This is a genomic window from Pseudoblastomonas marina (assembly GCF_014641655.1).
Classification (GTDB): domain Bacteria; phylum Pseudomonadota; class Alphaproteobacteria; order Sphingomonadales; family Sphingomonadaceae; genus Alteriqipengyuania_A; species Alteriqipengyuania_A marina.
Genome location: NZ_BMID01000001.1, coordinates 200,300 through 224,773, shown reverse-complemented (window position 1 = coordinate 224,773; position 24,474 = coordinate 200,300). Strand labels below are relative to the sequence as shown.

At 65.7% G+C, this 24,474-nt stretch carries 13 protein-coding genes; 6 read left to right on the top strand and 7 right to left on the bottom strand.

The window, feature by feature from the left end; translation table 11 throughout:
• The first annotated feature begins 90 nt into the window (after positions 1–90).
• The 3 genes from IEW49_RS01030 to IEW49_RS01020 are packed head-to-tail and all read left to right on the top strand — an operon-like array spanning position 91 to position 3,926.
• Positions 91–1,614: a PAS domain-containing protein gene (locus IEW49_RS01030; RefSeq protein WP_188640937.1), complete on the top strand. Its 1,524-nt coding sequence runs from the start codon at positions 91–93 to the stop codon at positions 1,612–1,614.
• A 21-nt stretch (positions 1,615–1,635) separates the two neighbouring features.
• Positions 1,636–2,394 (top strand): ATP-binding cassette domain-containing protein, encoded by a 759-nt coding sequence (locus IEW49_RS01025; RefSeq protein WP_229658025.1) that lies wholly within the window; start codon positions 1,636–1,638, stop codon positions 2,392–2,394.
• Positions 2,391–3,926, top strand: a complete 1,536-nt coding sequence (locus tag IEW49_RS01020) for a glycine betaine ABC transporter substrate-binding protein (RefSeq protein ID WP_188640936.1) — start codon at positions 2,391–2,393, stop codon at positions 3,924–3,926. The genes IEW49_RS01025 and IEW49_RS01020 overlap by 4 nt, the downstream gene beginning before the upstream one ends.
• Positions 3,927–3,938: 12 nt before the next feature.
• Here IEW49_RS01020 and IEW49_RS01015 read toward each other — a convergent pair whose 3' ends face one another.
• Together IEW49_RS01015 and lgt are read right to left on the bottom strand one after the other, a co-directional pair.
• The gene (locus IEW49_RS01015; protein WP_229658024.1) at positions 3,939–4,982 is read right to left on the bottom strand and encodes a class I SAM-dependent methyltransferase; all 1,044 of its coding nucleotides are present in this window, start codon (positions 4,980–4,982) and stop codon (positions 3,939–3,941) included.
• On the bottom strand, positions 4,979–5,932 hold the full coding sequence (lgt, locus tag IEW49_RS01010; protein ID WP_188640935.1) for a prolipoprotein diacylglyceryl transferase: 954 nt from the start codon (positions 5,930–5,932) through the stop codon (positions 4,979–4,981). The genes IEW49_RS01015 and lgt overlap by 4 nt, the downstream gene beginning before the upstream one ends.
• Positions 5,933–6,079: 147 nt before the next feature.
• Here lgt and IEW49_RS01005 point away from each other — a divergent pair, with 147 nt between their 5' ends.
• Together IEW49_RS01005 and IEW49_RS01000 are read left to right on the top strand one after the other, a co-directional pair.
• The gene (locus tag IEW49_RS01005) at positions 6,080–7,774 is read left to right on the top strand and encodes a class I adenylate-forming enzyme family protein (protein WP_188640934.1); all 1,695 of its coding nucleotides are present in this window, start codon (positions 6,080–6,082) and stop codon (positions 7,772–7,774) included.
• Positions 7,771–10,512 (top strand): [protein-PII] uridylyltransferase, encoded by a 2,742-nt coding sequence (locus tag IEW49_RS01000; RefSeq protein WP_188640933.1) that lies wholly within the window; start codon positions 7,771–7,773, stop codon positions 10,510–10,512. The genes IEW49_RS01005 and IEW49_RS01000 overlap by 4 nt, the downstream gene beginning before the upstream one ends.
• Here IEW49_RS01000 and gltX read toward each other — a convergent pair.
• From gltX to IEW49_RS00985, 3 genes are read right to left on the bottom strand one after another with little or no spacing between them, the layout of a single operon-like run.
• Positions 10,509–11,849 carry a glutamate--tRNA ligase gene (gltX, locus tag IEW49_RS00995; protein ID WP_188640932.1) on the bottom strand — a complete coding sequence of 447 codons (1,341 nt, stop codon included), beginning with the start codon at positions 11,847–11,849 and terminating at the stop codon, positions 10,509–10,511. The two genes, IEW49_RS01000 and gltX, sit on opposite strands and share 4 nt — an antisense overlap.
• 27 nt (positions 11,850–11,876) lie before the next feature.
• Positions 11,877–12,362 carry a hypothetical protein gene (locus IEW49_RS00990; protein ID WP_188640931.1) on the bottom strand — a complete coding sequence of 162 codons (486 nt, stop codon included), beginning with the start codon at positions 12,360–12,362 and terminating at the stop codon, positions 11,877–11,879.
• Positions 12,359–14,017, bottom strand: a complete 1,659-nt coding sequence (locus IEW49_RS00985) for an NAD+ synthase (protein ID WP_188640930.1) — start codon at positions 14,015–14,017, stop codon at positions 12,359–12,361. The genes IEW49_RS00990 and IEW49_RS00985 overlap by 4 nt, the downstream gene beginning before the upstream one ends.
• Positions 14,018–14,183: 166 nt before the next feature.
• Here IEW49_RS00985 and IEW49_RS00980 point away from each other — a divergent pair, with 166 nt between their 5' ends.
• Positions 14,184–15,707 carry a hypothetical protein gene (locus IEW49_RS00980; protein WP_188640929.1) on the top strand — a complete coding sequence of 508 codons (1,524 nt, stop codon included), beginning with the start codon at positions 14,184–14,186 and terminating at the stop codon, positions 15,705–15,707.
• Between the two features lie 89 nt (positions 15,708–15,796).
• On the opposite strand, the gene rpoC is transcribed toward IEW49_RS00980, so the two are convergent.
• Both rpoC and rpoB read right to left on the bottom strand, forming a co-directional pair.
• Entirely contained in the window at positions 15,797–20,101 is a 4,305-nt protein-coding gene (gene rpoC / locus IEW49_RS00975) for a DNA-directed RNA polymerase subunit beta' (RefSeq protein WP_188640928.1), read from the bottom strand.
• Between the two features lie 59 nt (positions 20,102–20,160).
• Positions 20,161–24,372 (bottom strand): DNA-directed RNA polymerase subunit beta, encoded by a 4,212-nt coding sequence (rpoB, locus tag IEW49_RS00970; RefSeq protein ID WP_188640927.1) that lies wholly within the window; start codon positions 24,370–24,372, stop codon positions 20,161–20,163.
• Positions 24,373–24,474: the final 102 nt, after the last annotated feature.

Below are 24,474 nucleotides of genomic sequence, written 5' to 3'. Positions count from 1 at the left end.
CTTGGCAGGCGCCATAGCAACCGCGCCGGATCGCGCAAATGGTGCGGTAACGCCGCGAGTGTCATTTCCATGTGTTGCGTCGCAAAACCCTTGCGCTATGGGAGTGGGATCGCAGACAATCCACATCTCGAGAGCGAGACGATCGCCCCACCGCCGCCTCCGACCGCGATCGGCAAGGATACACGTCGCGAGCGGGCGCTGTCCGCCTTCGGGCTGGACGACCTCGCCGACGATGCGGAACTTTCCTCGATCGTGGAATTCGCCGGGAAGCTGTGCGGGGCGCCCGTAAGCCTGGTCACCACGCTCGACGGCTCGACGCAGCATTTCCTCGCCAAGACCGGCATCGAGGCGAACGAGACGCCGCGCGACGTCTCATTCTGTACCTATGCCATCCAGAGCACGGAAATGATGGAGGTGCGCGACACCACGGTGGACGAGCGTTTTCGCGACAACCCTTTCGTCACCGGAGAGGAGCACGTCCGCTATTATGCCGGGGTACCGCTGGTCAGCCAGCGCGGCGACATCCTCGGTACGCTGTGCGTGCTCGATCGCGAGGCGCGGCCCGACGGGCTCGACACGTTCCAGCGCGAAGGCATGGAGTTGCTTGCCAGGGCGGTGATGCGGCGGCTCGAATCGCATCGCAAGACGCTTGCCGGCAAGGTCGCGCGCGAACGCGGCGAAGCGATGTTCCGCATGCTTGCCAATTCGATCCCCGACCTCGCCTGGTCGGCCGATGCAAGCGGCAAGCGCGACTATTTCAACAAGAGGTGGCACGAGTTCACCGGTACGAAGGATGGCGGTGACGGCCACCTGATCCATCCCGACGACCGCGACGAGACCTACCGCAAGTGGGACGAGGCGGTGAAAGCGGGCACCCCCTACGAAGCGCAATATCGCCTGCGGCATCGCGATGGGAGCTATCGCTGGATGCTCGGTCGCGCGATGCCGGTCGAAGATGCCGATGGCAGCATCCTGCGCTGGTTCGGGACGATCACCGATATCGACAGCGCGCATCGCGAGGCCGAGGGCCGCGAGATCCTCGCCCGCGAGCTGTCGCACCGGATCAAGAACATCTTCGCGCTCGTCTCGGGCCTGGTGGCGTTGAAGGCGCGCGAATTTCCCGAGGCGGAAGATTATGCGATCGAACTCGGCCAGACGATCCAGGCACTGGGCCGCGCGCACGATTTCATCCGGCCCGGCCACATGCCCGGCGGCAAGGGCGGCCTGCGCGACCTGTTGAAAGAGTTGCTCGCCCCCTACGACGACAAGGATGGCGATCGCGTCACCATCGCGGGCGACGACGTTCCGGTCACCGCCCAGGTCAGCACGCCGTTCGCGCTGGTGTTCCACGAGCTGGCCACCAATGCGGCGAAATACGGCGCGCTGTCCGACCCCGACGGGAAAGTCGAAGTAACCGTGGCCCGGGGCGATGACGGCGTCTCCATCGATTGGGTCGAACAGGGCGGCCCGCCCGCACAAGAAGCGGAGCAGGAAGGTTTCGGCACCCGCCTGATCACGATGACGGTGGACAGCCAGCTCAACGGCAAGCTCGACCGCGAATGGCGTGACAGCGGGTTGCATGCCCGGCTGACCGTGCCAGAAAGCTCGCTCTAGAACCCCAAGACCGGAGGGCCCTTGCCCGAACCGATCCTCGAACTGCGCGATCTCGCCAAATCCTATGGCGCGGTCGAGGCGCTGCGCGGCGTGTCGCTCGACGTTGCGGAAGGGAGTTTCGTCGCGCTGGTCGGCGCGTCGGGATCGGGCAAATCGACGCTCCTCAAGACCGTCAACGCCCTGGTCGTCCCGGGCACGGGCAGCGTCTCGTTCGAGGGCGAGGACGTCGCCGCGCTCCCGGGACCGGCGTTGCGCCGGAGGATCGGCTACGTCTTCCAGGCGATCGGCCTGTTCCCGCACATGAGCGTCGGCGAGAATGTCGGCATCGGATTGAAGCTCGCGGGCGAGCGCAACCGCGCGGCGCGGATCGCCGAAATGCTGGAACTGGTCGAACTCGATCCGGCCATGGCGTCGCGGATGCCGTCCGAACTGTCGGGCGGGCAACGCCAGCGCGTCGGGGTTGCCCGCGCGCTCGCGCCACAGCCCGACCTGCTGCTGATGGACGAACCATTTGGCGCGCTCGACCCCGTCACGCGCGACAGCCTCGGCGAGCGCGTGCGCGAACTGCATAAGCGCCTCGGCCTCACGACGGTGATGGTAACCCACGACATGGCCGAAGCAATGCTGCTGGCCGATCGCGTGCTGGTGATGAGCGAAGGTCGGATCGTGGCCGACGAAACGCCCGCCGGGCTGCTCTCCGGAGCCGGCGGCGAAGAAGCGCAGGCGCTGGTCGCGGTGCCCCGCGCGCAGGCCGAAAGGCTGGCGAGGATCGACCGTTGAGCGCGGTGTGGGACGCCCTGCTCGGTCTCGGAGACAAGCTCGCCGCGCACGTCCTGCTCGCCGCCGCCGCGCTGGCGCTGGGCATCGCGGTGGCGCTGCCTCTCGCGGTCTGGGCAAGCCGTTCGGCAACCGTCTCGCGGATCGCATTGGGCTTCGCCAGTCTCGTGCAGACGATCCCCGCGCTCGCCTTGCTCGCGCTGTTCTTTCCGATCCTGTTGAGCTTGCGCGCGGTGTTCGGCGAAGGGTTGCCGACGCTCGGCTTCCTGCCCGCGCTGCTGGCGCTGGCGCTCTACGCGTTGCTGCCGATCCTGCGCAACGCCGTGACCGCGCGCGAGCAGATGGCGCCGGGCGTGCTCGAAGCCGCCGACGGCGTCGGGATGACCCCGGGCCAGAAACTGCGGCTGGTCGAAGCCCCGCTCGCGGCGCCCTATATCATGGCCGGGATCCGCACCGCCGCGGTGTGGACGATCGGCGCGGCCACGCTTTCGACGACGATCGGCCAGCCGAGCCTCGGCGATCCGATCTTCGCCGGGTTGCAGACGCAGAACTGGTCACTGGTGTTGGCCGGTTGCATCGCCTCGGCCGGGCTTGCGCTGGTCGCGGATACGCTGCTCGGCGCGGTCGAACGTGGCTTTGCCAGCCGCAGGCCCGCACTGCTGTGGGGCGGCCTCGCGGTAGCCCTGGCCGGGATCGCGGCGTCCGCCCTCGCGCTATACGCACCGGATGATGACGAGACGGTCGTGATCGGGGCGAAGAGCTTTTCCGAACAATACATCCTCGGCCGCCTGATCGGCGAGCGGCTTGAGGCAGCCGGCTACGCGGTCGAATATCGCGAGGGCCTGGGGTCGGCGGTGGTGCACAGCGCGGTGACCACCGGCGCGATCGACATCTCGATCGACTATACCGGGACGCTGTGGACCAACCAATTGAAGCGCGAGGACAATCCCGGGCGCGCGGAAATCTATCGTCGCCTCGTCGAATGGGAACGCGAGCAGACCGGCACGCTGATCCTCGGCCGGCTCGGCTTCGAGAACAATTACGGGCTCGCGATGCGCGCCGATCGCGCCCAAGAGCTGGGTCTTGCAAGCATCGCCGATCTCGCGCGGGTCGCGCCGCGGCTGACGATCGGCGGCGACCCCGAATTCTTCGAGCGCCCCGAATGGATCGCAGTGCGTGACGCCTATGGCCTGCGCTTCGGCGAGACGCGCAATTTCTCGCCGACCTTCATGTACAATGCGCTGCAATCGGGCGAGGCCGACGTGATCAGCGCCTATACCTCAGACGGGCGGATCGCGGCGGACGACCTGCAGGTGCTCGATGATCCGCGCGGTGCCTTCCCGAGCTATGACGCTATCATACTGCTGTCGCCCGAGGCGGCGCAGGACGAGCGGTTGATCGCGGCGCTCCGGCCGCTGGTCGGTGCAATCCCGGTCGAGGCGATGCGCGAGGCCAATTACGCGGTCGATCGCGAAGAGAACAAGCGCACCCCGGCCGAAGCCGCGCGAATGCTGACCGAGCGGATCGGGCTCTAGTCGCCCCAACCCCTAGTCGCCCCAACCCTTGCCCGCGATCAGGAGCGCCTTGAACAGCCGCCCCATCTGATCCTCCGCGACCAGTCGCTCGAGCCCGGCGGCGATTTCATCGGCGCGATCGGGTGCAGCCTGCGCGAGCGCTTCGGCGCGGCGTTCGATGCCGATCGCGCGCAGCAAATCGCCCTGGGTCGCGATTCCCAGCACCTGCGCGCGAGCTTCGATCGCGGTGTCGGCCAGCGCGAGGAAATCGACATGCGCGGTCAAATCCGCCTCGCCGGGATGGGCGAAGGGATCGACCTTTTCATGCACGCGCACCGCCTGGAGGGTCGAGCCGGTGTGTGGTCGCGCATAGCCGTAATCCACCACCAGCGCCGCGCCGCCCTGCCGCGCCAGACGCGTCGCCAGTTCGCGCATCTGCGCGACCTGTGCGGGCGCGGTTTCGATCACCGTTCCCACCGGGGCGTCACGGCGCTCCTGCGGCAGCGCCGAATCCATCGGCTGCGATCCGGCGACCGGGACCAGCCGCTCGCCCTCGAGCCCGACCATCCGCTCGCGCCATCCATCGTCGGTGGCGACCAGCTGCCGCACCGGCAGCGCATCGAAATACTCGTTGGCGACGACAATCAGCGGGCGATCTTCGGGCAGGCCGGTGAGGTCTTCGTGGAAGGTCGCGTCGGGCACCGCCGACCCTTGTGCTTTGCGCAGCACCGGCGACCCCTCGACGAAATGAACCTCCGGCTCCAGCCCCGCCGCCGACATCGCGCGCAGTGCATCGGCGGCAAGCGTCCCGCGCCCCGGCCCCAGCTCGACATAGACCGCATCGGTCGGAGCGCCGGCCTTCTTCCAGCGATCGGCGAGCCAAAGCCCCAGCATTTCGCCGAACATCTGACTGATTTCGGGCGCGGTGGTGAAGTCGCCGCCATGCCCCGATGGGTTGCGCCCCAGCGGATCGCGGGTGGCGTAATAATGCGCGTTGCTTTCCGCCATGTAGCGCGCGACCGGGACCGGCCCGGTGGCGCGGATCAGCCGCCTCAGGCTGGCGGCGTAATCGGTCACGCCCCGGCGGCGGGTTTCTTCGCGCCGCTATCGGCCTTGTCCGCGCCCTTGGGCAGCTTCGCCTGCAACCCGTCGATCGGCGGCTTGCGCAGCGCGCGGATCACGAAGAACACGCCGACGAAGAACAGCGGGATCGTCAGCCACTGGCCCATCGACAGCCCGGTGCTTTCGGCGAACTCGGTCAGCTGCGCGTCGGGCTGGCGGAAGAATTCCATCACGAATCGCGAGGTCGCGATACCCGCGGCGAACACGCCGACCAGCAGCCCCGGGCGCCAGCGCGCCTTCGTCAGCCAGAAGAGGCCTAGCATCACGAGCAGCAGGATCAGACCCTCGCTCGCCGCCTGGTAGAGCTGGCTCGGGTGGCGCGCCTCGTTGCCGGCACCTGGGAACACCATCGCCCAAGCCAGCGAGGGATCGGCCACGCGGCCCCACAATTCGCCGTTCACGAAATTGGCGAGACGGCCGAGCAGCATGCCCATCGGTACGCCGACCGCGATGTAGTCGCACACCCGCAGAAAGGAGAGTCCGCCACGCCGGGCGACGAACACGATCGCCAGCAACACGCCGACCAGCCCGCCATGGAAGCTCATCCCGCCGTCCCAAAGGCGCAGAAGGTTCCAGCTGACGAAGGTATCGGGTGTGAAGGTGGTGAACAGTTCGGGCTGGTAGAAGATCGCATAGCCCAGTCGTCCGCCGAGGATCACGCCGAGCATGCCATAGAACAGCAGGTCGTCGACGTGCCGCTGCGCCATCGGCGCGCCGGGCTGCTTGATCGCCTTGAGCGTGTGCCAATAGGCGAAGAAGATGCCGAGCAGGTAGGCGAGCGAATAATAGCGCAGCATGAACAGGCCGAAGACGTCGATCCCTTCGCGCAGGCCGAGATCGACCCACTGGATCGGCTCGCCAGCCGCGGCGAAAAACGACGGTGCAAGGACGGGTGACAGGTCCATTCGAACTCCCTAAACCCCAAGGGGAATCATGCTTTAAAGTCCGGCGGCGCCCCGCCCCTTCTCGCCACGGCCCATGGCATATCGGGAAGGTAAGCGAAAGGCGCGACAGACACGGACCGGGCGGGATCGAACAGGAGAGCGACAGGAATGGCAACGGCACTCGACGACAAGCTGGCAGCAATCATGGACGCGCTGACCGCGCCCGGCGCTCCGCTGGAAACCGGCACTTACGAACGTTACGGAGTCGAGCTGACGACCCTGAAGGCCGCGCCGCCTTCGATGTTCCACCTGATGGCGCATTACTGCAACGAGCATAAGGACAAGGAATTCCTCGTCGACGGGGATGTCCGCATGACCTTCGGCGAGACCTTCCAGGCCGCGATGGCGGTGGCCAAGGCGCTCGTCGCCCGCGGTGTGAACAAGGGCGACCGCGTCGGCCTGGCGGCACGCAATTCGGCTAACTGGATCATCGCTTACATGGGCATCATCAGCGCCGGGGGTTGTGCCACGCTGCTCAACGGCTGGTGGTCGGGCGAGGAGCTCGCCGAAGGCATCGACCTCGTGGAATGCAAGCTCCTGATCGCCGACCGTCAGCGCGCCGCGCGGCTCGACGGGATCGACCACGGTGCCGAAGTCCTGCTGTTCGATCACGACACCGCCTGGCAGCAGGGCCTCGGCCCGGTACTCGATGTCGAAGGCGCGGCCGATGCCACCCTGCCCGAGATCGGGCCCGACGACCTGGCGACCGTGCTCTACACCTCGGGTTCGACCGGCAAGTCGAAAGGGGCCTATTCGGATCATCGCGCGGTTGTCCACGGGACACTCAGCTATGCTGCGCAATCGCTGATGGTGCTGCAGCATTTCGAAAGCACCGGCCAGGCGACCGGCGTCCAGCCGAGCGCGCTCGTCAACGTGCCGCTGTTCCACGTCACCGGCGAAGTGCCGCTGTTCCTCCAGAGCTTCGCGATCGGGCGCAAGCTGGTCCTGACCCCGAAATGGGACCCGGTCGAGGCGATGCGCCTGATCCAGGACGAGAAGATCACCTATTTCGTCGGCGTGCCGCTGATGAGCTACGAGATGGCGACGCATCCCGATCGCGACAAATACGACCTCTCGAGCTGCCAGGGTTTCGCCGCCGGCGGCGCGCCGCGCCCGGTCGATCACGTCACCAAGATCAAGGAAAAGATGCCCGACGGCTTCCCGCTGCTGGGCTACGGCCTGACCGAGACCAATGGGGTGGGCTGCGGCAATTTCAACGAGAACTACCTCGCCAAACCCGGGTCGACGGGGCGCCCCTCGCGTCCGCTGGTCGACCTCGCGATCCTCGACGACGACGGCAATCCGCTGCCGCAGGGCGAGATGGGCGAGATCTCGATCCGCTCGATCTGCAATTTCCTCGGCTACTGGAACAACGAGAAGGCCACGAAAGAGGCGATCATGCCGGACGGGTATTTCCGCACCGGCGACCTCGGTTACCTCGACGAGGACGACTACCTCTTCATCGTCGATCGCAAGAAGGACATCATCATCCGCGGCGGCGAGAACATCTCGTGCCTCGAGGTCGAACAGGCGATCTACGGGCACGACGACATCGCCGAGTGCAGCTGCTTCGGCCTGCCCGACGATCGCTATGGTGAGCTGCCCTATGCGGTCTACCTTGCCAAGGACGGCAAGAGCCTGAGCGAGGAAGAGCTGCGCGAATACGTCGAAGGGCGGATCGCCAAGTTCAAGGTGCCGGTACGCTTCTTCGAGGAGAAGCAAAGCCTTCCGCGCCTCGGCACCGCCAAGATCGATCGCCGCGTGCTGCGTGATCAATACGCCAAGGAAGTTCTGCCCGAATGAGCGATCCGCGCCCGGAATCCCCCCGGGCGATCGTCGATCGTCGTGCGTTGACCGCCCGCATCGGCGAGCTGGTCGCGCGCGACGGCGCGCAGGACGCGCGGCCCGCCATCGTGTCCTCGCTCAAGGACGCGCTCGCCGCCGGGCAGGCCGAGCTCGCCCAGCGGCTCGAGGCCAATCCGGGCGCCGGGCACGCGATCGCCAACGACAATGCATACCTGATCGACCAGCTGTTGCGGATCGTGCACGATCACGTCGCGCACGATCTCTATCCCGGTGAGCGCGAAGCCGACGATCGCTTCACGATCATGGCCGTGGGCGGCTACGGGCGCGCCGAGATGGCACCGCATTCGGATGTCGACATCGCATTCATCGTACCGACCGCCGAGTGCGAATGGTGCGCGAAGGCGATCGAGGCGATCCTCTATTTCCTGTGGGACCTCGGGCTGACCGTTGGCCAGTCGATCCGCACGCCGGGCGAGACGGTGGCGCTCGCGGCCGAAGACCTCACCATCCGCACCGCGCTGCTCGAGGCGCGCTTCGTCTGGGGCGAACGCGCATTATACGAAGAGACGCGGCGGCGCTTCTGGGCCGAGGTCGTCCACGGGACCGAGAAGGATTACGTCGCCGAGAAGCTCGCCGAACGCAATGCGCGGCACGAGCGGATGGGCGACAGTCGCTATGTCGTCGAACCCAACGTCAAGGAGGGCAAGGGGGGCCTGCGCGACCTCCAGACGCTGTACTGGATCGGCAAGTACATCCACCGCGTGCGGCATGGTGCAGACCTGGTCGAATCGGGCCTCTTCCGGCCCTCCGAATACCGCCAGTTCCGCCGCGCCGAAAACTTCTTCTGGGCGGTGCGCAGCCATCTCCACACGATCACCAGGCGCAATGAGGACCGGCTGACCTTCGACGTCCAGCGCGAAGTCGCCGCGCGGATGCATTTCGCCGATCGCCCCGGCAAGAGCGCGGTCGAGCGCTTCATGCAATACTACTTCCTGCAGGCGAAGCGGGTCGGCGCGCTCACCGGGACCTTCCTCGCGCAGCTCGACGAGCAGTTCAACGAACCGCCGCGACGCGGGCTGCTGGCCAATTTCCGCGCGCGCAAGCGCATCCTCCACGGTTTCGTGATCTACGGCGGCAAGATCGACGCCCCGACCGACGACTGGTTCAGGCAGGACCCGCACCGCCTGCTCGAGATCTTCCAGCTCGCGCTCGACCAGAACCTCGAGGTCCACCCCGCCGCGATGCGCCGCGCCGCCCGCGATGCCGCACTGGCGCGCGACCTGCGTGACGATCCGAAAGCGAACGCGACCTTCCTCGATATCCTGACCCATCGCGAAGGGCCCGAAACCGCCCTGCGGTGGATGAACGAGGCCGGCGTCTTCGGTCGCTTCGTGCCCGATTTCGGCAAGGTCAACGCGCAGATGCAGTTCGACATGTACCACCATTACACGGTCGATGAGCACACCATCCGCGCGATCGGCCTGCTCGCGAAGATCGAGCGCGGCGAGCTGCGGCGCGACCATCCGCGCGCCTCGGACCTGATCCACGAGCTCAAGCATCGTCGCGCGCTCTATGTCGCAGTGCTGCTGCACGATATCGCCAAGGGGCGGGGAGGCGATCATTCCGAGCTCGGAGCCGAGATCGCCGAAGAGCTCTGCCCGCGCTTCGGGCTCGACGAGGAGGAGACCGAACTCGTCGCCTGGCTGGTGCGCGAGCACCTGCTGATGAGCCGTACCGCCTTCAAGCGCGACCTCGCCGACCCGCGCACGGTCGAACAATTCGTCGGCGAGGTGCTGTCGCTCGAACGGCTGAGGCTGCTCACGATCCTGACCATGGTCGATATCCGCGCGGTCGGGCCGGGCACCTGGAACGACTGGAAGCGCCAGCTGATCGGATCGCTCTACGACCTGTCCGAACAGCGCATGCGGCTCGGCCATCAGCGGCAAGGGCGGCGCCAATCGGTCGCCCGCCAGAAGAGCCGGGTCGGCGAACTGCTCGGCCCGCAGCACCCGCTGGTCGAATATCCGGGCGAGACGCTGCCCGACAGCTACTGGATCGCCGAACCGGCCGACGTCATCGCCGACAACCTCCGCGCGCTGGCGGCCTCCGATCTCGGCGCGATCGCGATCTCGTGCCGGCCCGATCCCGAGCGCGGGGCGACGCTCGCCACCGTCATCGCACCCGACAATCCCGGGCTGTTCTACCGCATCGCCGGCGGCATCAACGTATCGGGCGGCAACATCATCGATGCGCGCATCCACACCACCGACAAGGGCGTCGCGCTCGACAATTTCCTGATCCAGGATCCCAACGAGCAGCCGATGGACGAGCCCGAACAGCTCGAGCGGCTGCGCGAGAATATCGAGGATGCACTATCGCCCGAGGGCGACCCGCTCGAACCGCAACTGGCGCGCAAGCCGCAGACCCAATGGCGCGCCGAAGCCTTCGACGTGCGGCCGCGCGTATTGTTCGACAACTCCGCCTCGAAGCGCTTCACCGTTGTCGAAGTGGTCGCGCGCGACCGGCCCGCGCTGCTCTATCGCCTCGGCCGCGCCCTCTTTCGGGCGAAGCTGGTGGTCCATTCCGCCCATGTCGCGACCTATGGCGAGCGCGCCGCCGACGTATTCTACGTCACCGATCCCGACGGTGCGAAGGTCAAGGACAAGGCCCGCCTCAAGGACATCCAGAAGGCTCTGCTGACTGCCAGCAAGCCGAAGGAACTCGAAGCGGCCTAGCCCCCCGCCGCAGCCCGCAGGCGCTCGAGCGCGGTGTCGCGCCCGATCAGCGGCAGCAGCGCACCCATGTCCGGCCCGGCATCCCGCCCGGTCAGCGACTGCCGCAGGGGCAGGAACAGCGCGCGCCCCTTGCGGCCGGTCTGCTCCTTCAAAGCGGCGGTCAGCGCGTGCCATGCATTCTCGTCCCACGAAATTCCCTCGGCGACAGATACTGCCTGCGTCAGGTATTCGCGCTCTTCGGGATCCATCGTCGGCGGCACGACCGAACCGGTCACCACCGCCCACCACTCGCCGGCCTCGTCGACCCGCGTCAGGTTGGGCCGGATCGCCTCCCAGCCGGCCTGGTCCATCCCTTCGGGCACACGCTCCGCCACCTGCGCGAAGGGCAGACGGTGGACGATCTGGGCATTGAGCCGAACGAGCTCGTCCTCGTCGAACTTCGCCGGCGCGCGTCCAAACGTGGAGAGATCGAAGCTTTCGACCAGCACCTCGCGGCGGACGATCGCCTCGACCGGCATCGAAGTGCCGAGCCGCGCGAGCAGCGACAGCAGCGCCTCGGGTTCGAGCCCTCGTTCGCGCAGCGCGCGCGCCGAAAGCGATCCGAGCCGTTTCGACAGCTTGCCTTCCTTGCCCACCAGCAGCGCTTCGTGCGCGAAACGCGGGGCGCTTGCCCCGAGCGCCGCGAACATCTGCACCTGCGCCGCCGTATTCGAGACATGGTCCTCGCCGCGCAGCACGTCGGTGACGCCCATCTCGATATCGTCGACCGCAGAAGGCAGCATGTAGAGCCACGAGCCATCGCCGCGGCGGATTACGGGATCGGACAATTGCGCCGGGTCGAACTTCACCGGGCCGCGAATGCCGTCATTCCAGCCGATCGGCTCATCGTGATCGAGCTTGAAACGCCAATGCGGGTCGATGCCCTGCGCTTCCTTGGCCGCGCGCTCGTCCTCCGAGAGCGCGAGCGCGCCGCGATCGTAGATCGGGGGCAGGCCGCGACCCAGCTGGACCTTGCGCTTGAGTTCGAGCTCCTGTGCGGTCTCATAACAGGGATAGACCCGGCCAGCCTCGCGCAGCTTGTCGAACGCTGCCTCGTAAAGAGCGAACCGCTCGGACTGGCGCTCCTCGCTATCGGGCACGATCCCAAGCCAGGCGAGGTCTTCACGCGCGGCCTCGACGAAGGCTTCCTCGGAACGCTCGCGATCGGTGTCGTCGATCCGCAGCAGGAATTTCCCGTCCTGTTTCTTCGCCAGCAACCAGTTGTGCAGCGCGGTGCGCAAATTGCCCACATGGAGCAGTCCGGTGGGGGACGGGGCGAAGCGCGTGATCGTGGTCATGCCCTCGCAATTAGCGCGGGGGCGCGATTATTGCGAGAAGACAGTGACCGTATGCCCGCCGCCCGACAGTTCGATTGCGTTGGCAGGCGTCCGACCGGCGCGCTCGACCGCATCGATCGCCTTGCCCAGCGCGATCTCGGTCGGCCGCAGGCCCACGGCACAGGCCACCACCGAGCCGTCGGGTGACACTTCTCCGCCATATTCCGGGTGGCGCTCGGTGGTCAGCGTCCCGTCCGGCGCATAGGTGTAGGTCCAGACGAACCCCGCGCATCTGGGCTCGAACGAGATCTCGCTCTCGGTGATCGACAGCGCGACGCCGTAGGGCTGGTCCCAGGCTTCGCCATCGATTCCCGCGACACGATATTCGCCGATGATGGATGCGGGCGCGGGGAAGAGCGGGCGCTCGGTGCCCTCGCCGGAAGCGGTCGTAAGTTCCGGCTCCGGTGCCGCAGGCTCGTTGCTCTGCGAACAGGCCGCCAGCGCGGCCAGCGGCAGGAGCATCCAGCCCCTCACCGGCCCGTCCGGAAGCCGTGGGTGATCGGATAGCGCCGGTCGCGGCCGAAATTCTTGGTCCCGAGCTTCACCCCCGGCGCACTCTGGCGGCGCTTGTACTCGGCGCGGTGGAGCAGGTTCTCGACATGGATCACGGTCTCGCGGTCGAAACCCTGCGCGACCAGCTTGTCGACCCCCTGTTCGTGTTCGACGAGGCCGAGCAGGATTGCGTCGAGCACGTCGTAGGGGGGGAGCGAATCCTCGTCCTTCTGGTCGTGCCGCAGTTCGGCGCTGGGCGGACGGTTGATGATCCCCTGCGGGATCACTTCGCCCGGCGGCCCCTTGGCGAGGCGCGGTACCGTCGTGTTGCGCCAGGCGGCGGCGCGGAACACGGTGGTCTTGTAGGCATCCTTCAGCGGATTGTAGCCGCCCGCCATGTCGCCGTAGATCGTGGCGTAGCCGACACTCATCTCGCTCTTGTTGCCGGTGGTCAGGACCATCTGGCCGAACTTGTTCGACAGCGCCATCAGCGTCACCCCGCGGATGCGCGACTGGATGTTTTCCTCGGTCAGGTCGACCTCGGTATCGGCGAAATCGCTCGACAGCATTTCGTCGAAACCGTCGACCGCGGGCTGGATCGGGATCACCGAGTGCCGCACGCCGAGCGCATCGGCGCATTCCTCGGCCAGTGTCAGGCTGAGATCGGCGGTGTAGCGCGACGGCAGCATCACGCACCACACCCGCTCGGGCCCCAGCGCGTCGACCGCCAGCGCGGCGACCACCGCGCTGTCGATCCCGCCCGACAGGCCGATGATCACGCCCGGCATGTTGTTGCGCTCGATATAATCACGGGTGGCGATCATCATCGCGCACCACGCATCCTCGGGGTGGTCGGCGAGTTCGTGCCGCTCGCCCTCTTCGCAGGCCCAGCCGCCCTGACCGCGTCTCCAAATCGTGGTGACCTCTTCCTCGCTCCAGTCGCGCATCTGGAGCGCGAGCGCGCCGTCGCCGTTGACGACGAAGCTCGCCCCGTCGAACACCAGCTCGTCCTGTCCGCCGACGCGATTGACATAGGCGAGCGGGAGGCCGGTTTCCTCCGCCCGGCGCACGCAGACATTCTCGAGCCGCAGCGTGTCCTTCTCGATCTCATAGGGACTGCCATTGGGCGATAGGAGAATCTCGGCGCCGCGCGCTTTCAGGTGGGCGCAGACCTTCGGGTGCCAGATGTCCTCGCAGATCGGCAGGCCGAGCTTCACGCCCTTGAACTCGACCGGTTCGGGCAGCGGCCCGGCTGCAAAGTGGCGGCGTTCGTCGAAGGTGCCGTAATTGGGCAATTCGTGCTTGTAGCTGACCGCCGCGACCTTGCCGTCGCAGAGCAGCGCGACGCCGTTATAGAGCAGCCCGTCGTCGAGGAAGACGCTGCCGACCAGCATCGCCGGACCGCCATCGGCGGTTTCGGAAGCGAGCTCCTGCATCGCGCGTGCCGCGCGTTCGATCAGCGCCGGCTTCAATACCAGATCCTCGGGCGGGTAGCCGATCAGCTGCATCTCGGGATAGAGTACCAGGTCGCAATCGGATGCCCGCGACCGCGCCTCGCGCATCGCTTCGACATTGCGACGAATGTCGCCGACCCACTGGGTCGACTGGACGAGGCGGATCTTGAGCGTATCGACCATGGCTGCGCGCTTAGGCAAACCACGCGCGCTTGGGAAGCGCGTCCGAACGGACACAGCGGCGCAAAAGTCGCGCAGGGCGGTGGAATGGGACTTGCCAGCCCCGAAGTTCTCGGCAGAATTGCCTGCCGACGGCACCCTGCCGTGGATCGCAAGGGGGAATACCAGAATGAAGAAATCGCTGTTGGGGGCCGTCGCGGCCGCCAGCCTCGTCCTGCCGCAAATCGCAGTAGCCGCCGACGGTCCGTCGCGCTACCTGCGCTGCGACGGCCAGCCGAATAACGTCACCGGAATGGAAGATTTCGCGCGTTTCCTGGGTGCGATCACGCTGCTGGGGCTGTTCGCCCCGGCCAAAGAATCGCCCAACCCCTCGGCGCGCGAATTCGGCGAGGCCGGGGTCGCGGTGTGCACCGACCTGCTCGATTCGGCAGATCGCGAAGACAACCAGCTGCGCCGGATCCCGCTGTTCCTCGCGCGCGCCGCGCACCGGATCGAAATCGCCGACTATGACGGGGCGATCGAAGATGTCGGCCTGGCCCGCGCCCAGGCCGCCGAGGCCCAGCTGGTCGGCAACCCCTATTTCGAACGTTCGATGGGCCTCCATTTCGACCGGCTCGAATCGGTGGCGCTGCTGCGCCGGGGCCAGCCCGAGGAAGCCCAGCGCGTCGCGCTGCGCGGGACGGTCGACCGCCCGTTCTCGATCATGCCGCTGGTCGCGGTCGACACGTTCTCCGAATACCTTCCGGAAATGAGCGAAGAGGAGGAGCAATACCGGCTCCGCCTCGCGCGCGTGTGGCCGGGCGGGCTCAATGCCTACGCCTCGCGGCTCGAGGAAGTCGGGCGTTACGCCGACGCAGCCAAGGCTCGAGACGACTGGCGCGCCGTGATCGAGGCGATGCAGCCGACCAAGCGTTCGGCGCAGATGTACGCCCACAGCGCGGTGAGCCACGCGCTCGCCGGCAATTTCGAGACCGCGCAGGCGCTGGCCGACGAGGCCGACCAGATTCTCCGGATCAACCGCAACAATGGCGACACCGAAGGCCAGACCGAAACGGTCGAGGTACTCGACCTGTTCGAAGTGTTGCGGCTCGCCAGCACGGGCGAGGAGGCCAAGGCGCGGCGCAGCTTCGCCTCGCGTTCGCGATGGCTGTCGCCGAGCTTCGGCGCGGTGATGGCGGCCAATGCGCTGCTGCGCGAAGGAGCGGAATCGGACGACATGTTCGGCGCGCTCGAATTGACGCCAGAAGCGATGTGGGAGCAACGCCGCGACGATACGCGCGCCGCCGACCTCGCCCGCGACAAGGACAATGCCTCGCTCTTCTCGGGAATCTCGGGTTACGCCGAGACGCGCAAGTTCAACCGCGCGTCGGGTGACGTCTGGCGCCAGAAGAAATCGAAGATGATGAGCGAGAAACCCTCGGGCAAGAGCGGGCTCTACACCATCTATTCGGACGACGATGTGCTGGTCCGACCCGATGCGATCCTGCTGCATGCGGCGATCGAGGCGAAGAAACAGAAGCAGCCGGGCTTCCAGTTCATGCTCATTCCCTCGGGCCCGGTGGGCTTCGTTCGGTTCGGCAAGCCTGGCGACGAAGGCATCCCCGAAAGCCTGTTCGTTGATGCCGACCGCGTGATCGCCGAGCTCGGCCAGATCATCCCCGACCCGGACAGCAAGAAAAGGCGGCGGCGCTGATAGCGCCGGCGCAGCACGCGCAATAACAAAGAAAAAGGCCCGGCGGAGATGATCCGCCGTGCCTTTTCGTTTGCCTGGTGGGGCGAGGCTTATTCTTCCTCGCCACCATCCTTCTTGTCTTCGGCCGGAGCCTCGGTCGTTTCGCCCGAGGTGTCGCCCATCGCGTCGCCGATCGGCGTATCGCCGGTCGCCGCTTCGGGGCCCTGCTCGAGCTCGGCTTCGTGCTCTTCCTCGGCGGTCTGCGCGGCGACGATCGCTTCCTGCGCCTTCTTCCACTGGGCGCGGATCGCGGCGTCGCGGCTCGAGGCGGTGACGCGCAGGCGGTTCATGCCCGCACCGGTACCGGCCGGGATGAGGCGGCCCACGATCACGTTCTCCTTGAGACCGATCAGCGTGTCCTTCTTGCCCTCGACCGCGGCCTGCGTGAGCACGCGCGTGGTCTCCTGGAACGAGGCGGCCGAGATGAACGAACGCGTCTGCAGCGAGGCCTTGGTGATACCGAGCAGCACCGGCTTGCCGGTCGCCTTCTTCTTGCGCGGGGCAAGCTTGGCGTTGGCCTCGTCCATTTCCTCGCGGTCGACCTGTTCGCCCGGCAGCAGGGTGGTGTCGCCACCGAAGGTGATCTCGACCTTCTGCAACATCTGGCGAACGATCACCTCGATATGCTTGTCGTTGATCTTCACGCCCTGCAGTCGGTAGACTTCCTGGATCTCGGTGCAGAGATACTCGGCCAGCGCCTCCACGCCCATCACCTCGAGGATGTCGTGGGGGTTGGGCGAGCCGGAAATCAGGGTATCACCCTTCTTCACGAAGTCGCCTTCCTGCACGTCGATCACCTTGGTCTTGGGGATCAGGTACTCGACCGGTTCGCCCTCTTCCGGAACGATCGCGATCTTGCGCTTGGCCTTGTATTCGCGAACGAATTCGATCTTGCCCGAAATCTTGGCGATGATCGAATTGTCCTTGGGGATACGCGCCTCGAACAGCTCGGCAACACGCGGCAGACCGCCGGTGATGTCGCGGGTCTTGGCGGCTTCGCGCGAGGCACGGGCGAGGATGTCGCCTTCCGCAACTTCCTGGCCATCCTGGACCGAGAGCGTGGTGCCCGGAGCCAGCATGTAACGCGCGGCCTCGGTTTCCTCGCCCTTCTTCGCATCGGACTCTTCGCCGAGCAGGGTCATGCGCGGGCGAAGGTCTTCCTTCTTGCGTCCGGTCTGGCGATACTCGGTGACGACACGCTGGGCGATGCCGGTGGCATCGTCGACGCGTTCTTCCATCGTCTTGCCTTCGACCAGGTCCTGGTAGCGGACCACGCCCGACTGCTCGGTGATGATCGGCAGGGTGAACGGATCCCACTCGGCGAGGCGATCGCCTTCCTTCACCTTGGCGCCGTCCTTGAACATCAGGACGGTACCGTAAGGGACCTTGTGGATCGCGCGTTCGCGGCCCTCGGCATCGACAACCACCATCTCGCCGTTGCGGGCCAGCGACAGGCGGCGGCCTTTCTTGTCGGTGATGGTCGGCATGTCGCGATAGACGACCTTGCCGTCGCTGATGCTTTCGAGGTGCGAAGTCTCGTTGACCTGCGCCGCACCGCCGATGTGGAAGGTCCGCATCGTCAGCTGCGTGCCGGGTTCACCGATCGACTGGGCGGCGATGACGCCGACGGCTTCGCCGATATTCACCGGCGTACCGCGGGCGAGGTCACGCCCGTAGCACTTGCCGCAGACGCCCTGTTCGGCTTCGCAGACCAGCGGCGAGCGGATCTTGGCGACCTGGACCTCGGCGTCCTCGATTTCCTTGACCATCGCTTCGTCGATCATGGTGCCGGCCTTGACGATCACCTCGTCGGTGGCGGCGTGGACGATGTCTTCGGCGACGGTGCGGCCGAGGATGCGCTCGCCGAGCGAGGCGATCACCGAGCCGCCCTGCACGATGGCACGCATTTCGAGCGCGTTCGAGGTCTTGCAGTCCTCGACCACGATCACGCAGTCCTGCGACACGTCGACGAGACGACGGGTCAGGTAACCCGAGTTCGCCGTCTTCAACGCGGTGTCCGCGAGGCCCTTGCGGGCGCCGTGGGTCGAGTTGAAGTATTCGAGGACGTTGAGGCCTTCCTTGAAGTTCGAGATGATCGGGTTCTCGATGATCTCGCCCGACGGCTTGGCCATCAGGCCGCGCATGCCGGCGAGCTGCTTCATCTGCGCGGGGCTACCACGCGCGCCCGAATGGCTCATCATGTAGATCGAGTTGATCTCGGCCTCGCGACCGTCCTTGTCCTTCGGACGCGCCTTGATCTTTTCCATCATGGCGTCGGCGACCTGGTCGCCGCAACGCGACCACGCGTCGATCACCTTGTTGTATTTTTCCTGCTGGGTGATCAGGCCGTCCTGGTACTGCTGCTCGTAATCGGCGACGAGCGACTTGGTCGCCTCGACGAGTTCGATCTTCTCCTCGGGGATGATCATATCGTCCTTGCCGAACGAGATGCCCGCCTTGAACGCGTGGCGGAAGCCCAGCGTCATGATGGCGTCGGCGAACAGCACCGTGTCCTTCTGGCCGGTGTGGCGATAGACCTGGTCGATGACGTCGCCGATTTCCTTCTTGGTGAGGAGGCGGTTGATGACGTCGAACGGCACGGTGTGCTTCTTCGGCAGGCATTCGCCGATCAGCATGCGGCCCGGCGTCGTCTCGACGCGCATCATGTACTCCTTGCCCTTCTCGTCCGTCTGCGGGACGCGAGTGGTGATCTTGGAGTGCAGGGTGACCGCACCGACCTCGAGCGCCTGGTGCACCTCGGCGATGTCGGACAGCACGCGGCCTTCGCCCGGCTCGCCTTCGCGGTCCATCGACAGGTAATAGAGACCCAGCACCATGTCCTGCGAGGGCACGATGATCGGCTTGCCGTTGGCGGGCGAGAGGATGTTGTTGGTGCTCATCATGAGCACGCGGGCCTCGAGCTGTGCTTCGAGCGACAGCGGCACGTGGACGGCCATCTGGTCACCGTCGAAGTCGGCGTTGAAGGCCGAGCAGACCAGCGGGTGCAGCTGGATCGCCTTGCCCTCGATCAGCACCGGCTCGAACGCCTGGATGCCGAGGCGGTGGAGCGTCGGAGCGCGGTTCAGGAGGACCGGGTGCTCGCGAATGACTTCGTCGAGGATGTCCCAGACTTCCTTGCGCTCCTTCTCGACCCACTTCTTGGCCTGCTTGAGGGTCATCGACAGACCCTTGGCGTCGAGGCGGGCGTAGATGAACGGCTTGAACAGTTCGAGCGCCATCTTCTTCGGCAGGCCGCACTGGTGCAGCTTGAGCTCGGGGCCGGTCACGATGACCGAACGGCCCGAATAGTCGACGCGCTTACCCAGAAGGTTCTGGCGGAAGCGGCCCTGCTTGCCCTTGAGCATGTCGGACAGCGACTTGAGCGGACGCTTGTTGGCGCCGGTGATCACGCGGCCGCGACGGCCGTTGTCGAACAGCGCGTCGACCGATTCCTGCAGCATGCGCTTTTCGTTGCGGACGATGATGTCCGGCGCACGCAGCTCGATCAGGCGCTTCAAACGGTTGTTGCGGTTGATCACGCGACGATAGAGATCGTTGAGGTCCGAGGTCGCGAAGCGGCCGCCGTCGAGCGGGACGAGCGGACGCAGTTCCGGCGGGATGACCGGCACGACTTCGAGGATCATCCATTCGGGACGATTGCCCGAATCGATGAAGCTCTCGACGACTTTCAGCCGCTTGATGATCTTGGCGGGCTTGAGCTTGGACTTGGTCTCCTCGAGCTCCTTGAGCAGGTCTTCCTTTTCCTGCTGCAGGTCGAGGTCCATCAGCATGATCTTGACCGCTTCCGCGCCGATCCCGGCGGTGAAGGCGTCTTCGCCATACTCGTCCTGGTATTCGTAGAGCTCGTCCTCGGTCAGCAGCTGGAATTTCTCCAGCGGCGTAAGGCCCGGTTCGGTGACGATGTAGCTTTCGAAATACAGCACGCGCTCGAGCTGCTTGAGCTGCATGTCGAGCAGCAGGCCGATGCGCGAGGGCAGCGACTTCAGGAACCAGATATGCGCGACCGGCGCGGCCAGTTCGATGTGGCCCATGCGCTCACGGCGCACCTTGGTCACGGTCACTTCGACGCCGCACTTCTCGCAGACGACGCCCTTGTACTTCATCCGCTTGTACTTGCCGCACAGGCATTCGTAGTCCTTCACCGGACCGAAGATGCGCGCGCAGAACAGGCCGTCACGCTCGGGCTTGAACGTGCGGTAGTTGATCGTTTCCGGCTTCTTGATCTCGCCGAAGGACCACGAGCGGATGCGCTCGGGCGACGCCAGGCCGATCTGGATCTGGTCGAAGGTTTCCGGCTTGGCCAGCTGGTTGGTGAATTTGGTCAGTTCGTTCATGACTTAAATCCCATTCAGGGTAATTTCTCGGGGCGGAAGCGGGAGGGAGCCGAAGCCCCCTACTCCGCCGCGATCTGCAGGCCGTCGCCGTCCTCGTCGTCCTCGCCGTCGCTGAGCGACGACAGGTCGACGTTGAGGCCGAGGCTGCGCATTTCCTTGACGAGCACGTTGAAGCTTTCGGGAATGCCGGCCTCGAACGCGTCGTCGCCCTTGACGATGCTTTCATAGACCTTGGTGCGGCCGATCACGTCGTCCGATTTCACCGTCAGCATTTCCTGCAGCGTGTAGGCCGCACCGTAGGCCTGGAGCGCCCAGACCTCCATTTCGCCGAAGCGCTGACCGCCGAACTGCGCCTTACCGCCCAGCGGCTGCTGGGTGACGAGCGAGTAGGGCCCGATCGAACGCGCGTGGATCTTGTCGTCGACCAAGTGGTGCAGCTTGAGCATGTAGATGATGCCCACCGTCACCTTGCGGTCGAACGCCTCGCCCGTGCGACCGTCGAACAGCACCGACTGGCCCGAGGAATCGAGCCCGGCCTTTACGAGTTCGGTCGTGACGTCGCCTTCGCGTGCGCCGTCGAACACCGGGGTGCCCATCGGGACGCCCGCGGTCAGGTTCGAGGCGAGTTCGAACAACTCTTCGCCCGAACGGCTCTCGATATCGGCGTGATACTGTTCGCCGTAGACGTCCTTGAGCTTGTCGACGAGCGCGGCAGGTGGCTTGCCCGGCTTGGGGTCGGGGTTCGCGGCCTTCCACTCTTCGAGCTGCTCGCCGATCTGGTGGCCGAGCGAACGCGCGGCAAAGCCGAGATGCGTCTCGAAGATCTGCCCGACGTTCATGCGGCTGGGCACGCCCAGCGGGTTGAGCACGATATCGACCGGCGTCCCGTCCTCGAGGAACGGCATGTCTTCGGCCGGCAGGATGCGCGAAATGACACCCTTGTTGCCGTGGCGGCCGGCCATCTTGTCGCCCGGCTGCAGCTTGCGCTTCACCGCGACGAAGACCTTGACCATCTTGAGCACGCCCGGGGCGAGTTCGTCACCGCGTTCGAGCTTTTCCTTGCGGTCCTCGAACTTGGCGTCGATCGCCTTGACGCTCTCGTCGTACTGGCTCTTGACCGCCTCGAGCTGCGCCTGGCGCCCGTCGTCGGCGACGGCGAACTTCCACCACAGGTGCTTGTCGACTCCTTCGAGGACGTCGGCCGTGATCTCGATGCCCTTCTTGACGCCCTTCGGCGTGGCCGAAGCGGTCTGGCCGAGCAGCATTTCCTCGAGGCGGTTGTAGTTCGCCCGGTTGAGGATGGCGCGCTCGTCCTCGCGGTCCTTCGCCAGGCGCTCGATTTCCTCGTTGAGGATCGCGCGCGTACGGTCGTCGATTTCGACGCCGTGGCGGTTGAACACGCGGACTTCGACGACCGTGCCCGAGGTGCCCGGGGGCAGCTTGAGCGAAGTGTCGCGAACGTCGCTGGCCTTCTCGCCGAAGATCGCGCGGAGGAGCTTTTCTTCCGGCGTCATCGGGCTTTCGCCCTTGGGCGTGATCTTGCCGACCAGGATATCGCCCGGGTGCACTTCGGCACCGATATAGACGATGCCCGCCTCGTCGAGGTTGCGGAGCGATTCCTCGCCCACATTCGGGATGTCGCGGGTGATGTCTTCCGGGCCGAGCTTCGTGTCGCGGGCCATGACTTCGAATTCCTCGATGTGGATCGAGGTGAAGACGTCGTCCTTCACGATGCGCTCGGAGATGAGGATACTATCCTCGTAGTTGTACCCGTTCCACGGCATGAACGCGACGAGGCTGTTCTTGCCCAGCGCGAGCTCGCCGAGATCGGTCGAGGGACCGTCGGCGATGACGTCGCCCGGCTCGACCGGTTCGCCGACCTTCACCAGCGGACGCTGGTTGATGCAGGTCGACTGGTTCGAGCGCTGGAACTTCTGCAGCGTGTAGATGTCGACGCCCGACTGGCCGGGTTCGACGTCGCCCTGCGCACGGATAACGATACGCGTGGCGTCGACCTGGTCGACAATGCCCCCGCGCTTGGCAGTGATCGCCGCGCCCGAATCGCGGGCCACGGTTTCTTCCATGCCGGTGCCGACCCATGGCGCTTCCGCCTTCACGAGCGGAACGGCCTGGCGCTGCATGTTCGAGCCCATCAGCGCGCGGTTGGCGTCATCGTTTTCCAGGAACGGAATGAGCGATGCGGCAACCGAGACCAGCTGCTTGGGGCTGACGTCCATCAGCGTGATGCTGTCGGACGGGGCCATCAGGTTGTCGCCGTTCTGGCGCGACGAGATCAGCTCTTCGGTGAAGGTGTTATTGTCGTCGAGCGAGGCCGAAGCCTGCGCCACGGTGTGCTTCTGCTCTTCCATCGCCGACAGGTAGATCACCTCGTCGGTGACCTTCATGTTCTCGACCTTGCGGTACGGCGTCTCGATGAAGCCGTACTTGTTGACGCGGGCGAAGGTCGAGAGCGAGTTGATCAGGCCGATGTTCGGGCCTTCCGGCGTCTCGATCGGACAGATGCGACCATAGTGCGTCGGGTGGACGTCGCGGACTTCAAAGCCGGCGCGCTCGCGCGTGAGGCCGCCCGGACCGAGCGCCGAAACGCGGCGCTTGTGGGTGACTTCCGAAAGCGGATTGGTCTGGTCCATGAACTGCGAGAGCTGCGACGAACCGAAGAACTCGCGCACCGCGGCCACGGCGGGCTTGGCGTTGATCAGGTCGTTCGGCATCACGGTCGACACGTCGACCGAGCTCATGCGCTCCTTCACCGCGCGTTCCATGCGCAGCAGGCCGACACGGTACTGGTTTTCGAGCAGTTCGCCGACCGAACGCACACGGCGGTTGCCGAGGTTGTCGATGTCGTCGACTTCGCCCTTGCCGTCCTTGAGGTCGACCAGTTCCTTGACCACGGCGAGGATGTCTTCCTTGCGCAGCGTGGTGACGGTGTCTTCGGCGTCGAGATCGAGGCGCATGTTGAGCTTGACGCGGCCGACGGCCGACAGATCGTAGCGCTCGCCGTCGAAGAACAGGCCTTCGAACAGCGCTTCGGCGGTTTCGAGGGTCGGCGGTTCGCCCGGACGCATGACCTTGTAGATGGCCTCGAGGCCCTCTTCGCGGTTCTCGGCCTTGTCGGCCTTGAGCGTGTTGCGGATCCACGGGCCGGTGTTGACGTAGTCGATGTCGAGCAGCTCGAGCTGGTCGATACCGGCGCCGTCCATCGCCTCGAGATTGTCGGGCGTCACTTCGTCGCCCGCCTCGATGTAGATGCGGCCGGTCTTCTCGTCGATCAGGTCGCGCGCAGCGAAACGGCCGAACACTTCCTCGGTCGGCAGCAGGAGCTCCTTGAGGCCATCCTTGGCCGCCTTGTTGGCGGCGCGGGGGCTGATCTTCTGGTTGGCGGGGAACACTTCCTCGCCGGTCTTGGCATCGACCAGCGCGAAGGCGGGCTTCTGGCCGCGCCACTGTTCGGGTTCGAAGCCGATCTTCCAGCCGTCGCCGGCCTTCCCGGAAACGCGGTCCCAGGTCATCAGCTTGTAGAAGTGGTGGAGGATTTCCTCGCTATCGAGGCCGAGCCCGTAAAGCAGCGACGTCACGGGCTGCTTGCGCTTGCGGTCGATGCGGACGTTGACGATGTCCTTGGCGTCGAATTCGAAATCGAGCCACGAACCACGATACGGAATCACGCGCGCGGCAAACAGGTACTTGCCCGAAGCGTGGGTCTTGCCGCGGTCATGGTCGAACAGCACACCCGGCGAACGGTGCATCTGCGAGACGATGACGCGCTCGGTCCCGTTGATGATGAAGGTGCCGTTGTCGGTCATCAACGGCATGTCGCCCATATAGACGTCCTGCTCCTTGATATCGAGCACGGAGCGGGTCTCGGTTTCCTGGTCGACCTCGAACACGATCAGGCGCAGCGTGACCTTCATCGGGGCCGCGTAGGTGATGCCGCGCTGGCGGCATTCGGTGGTGTCGTATTTCGGCGGTTCGAGTTCGTAATGGACGAAGTCCAATTCGGCGGTGCCGGCGAAATCGCGGATCGGGAAGACCGAGCGCAGCGTCTTCTCGAGGCCCGAGACGTAGTCCTTTTCCGGTTCGGAGCGCAGGAACTGTTCGTAGCTCTCGCGCTGGACTTCGATCAGGTTCGGCATTTCCACCGCTTCGTGGATGTCGCCGAAGATCTTGCGGATACGCCGTTTCGCGGTGCCGGTGCGCGTGTTGCGCGCGGGCTTCGCGGTCTTGCTGTCGGACTTCGCCTTGGTCGCCATAAAGGTAACGCCTTTTCATTTTGCGCCGTCGTGGGTGCGGCGCGAATTCATCTACTCATGCGCGTGAGCGATACCGGGACGCGAAAAGGCCGCAGCGAAGGC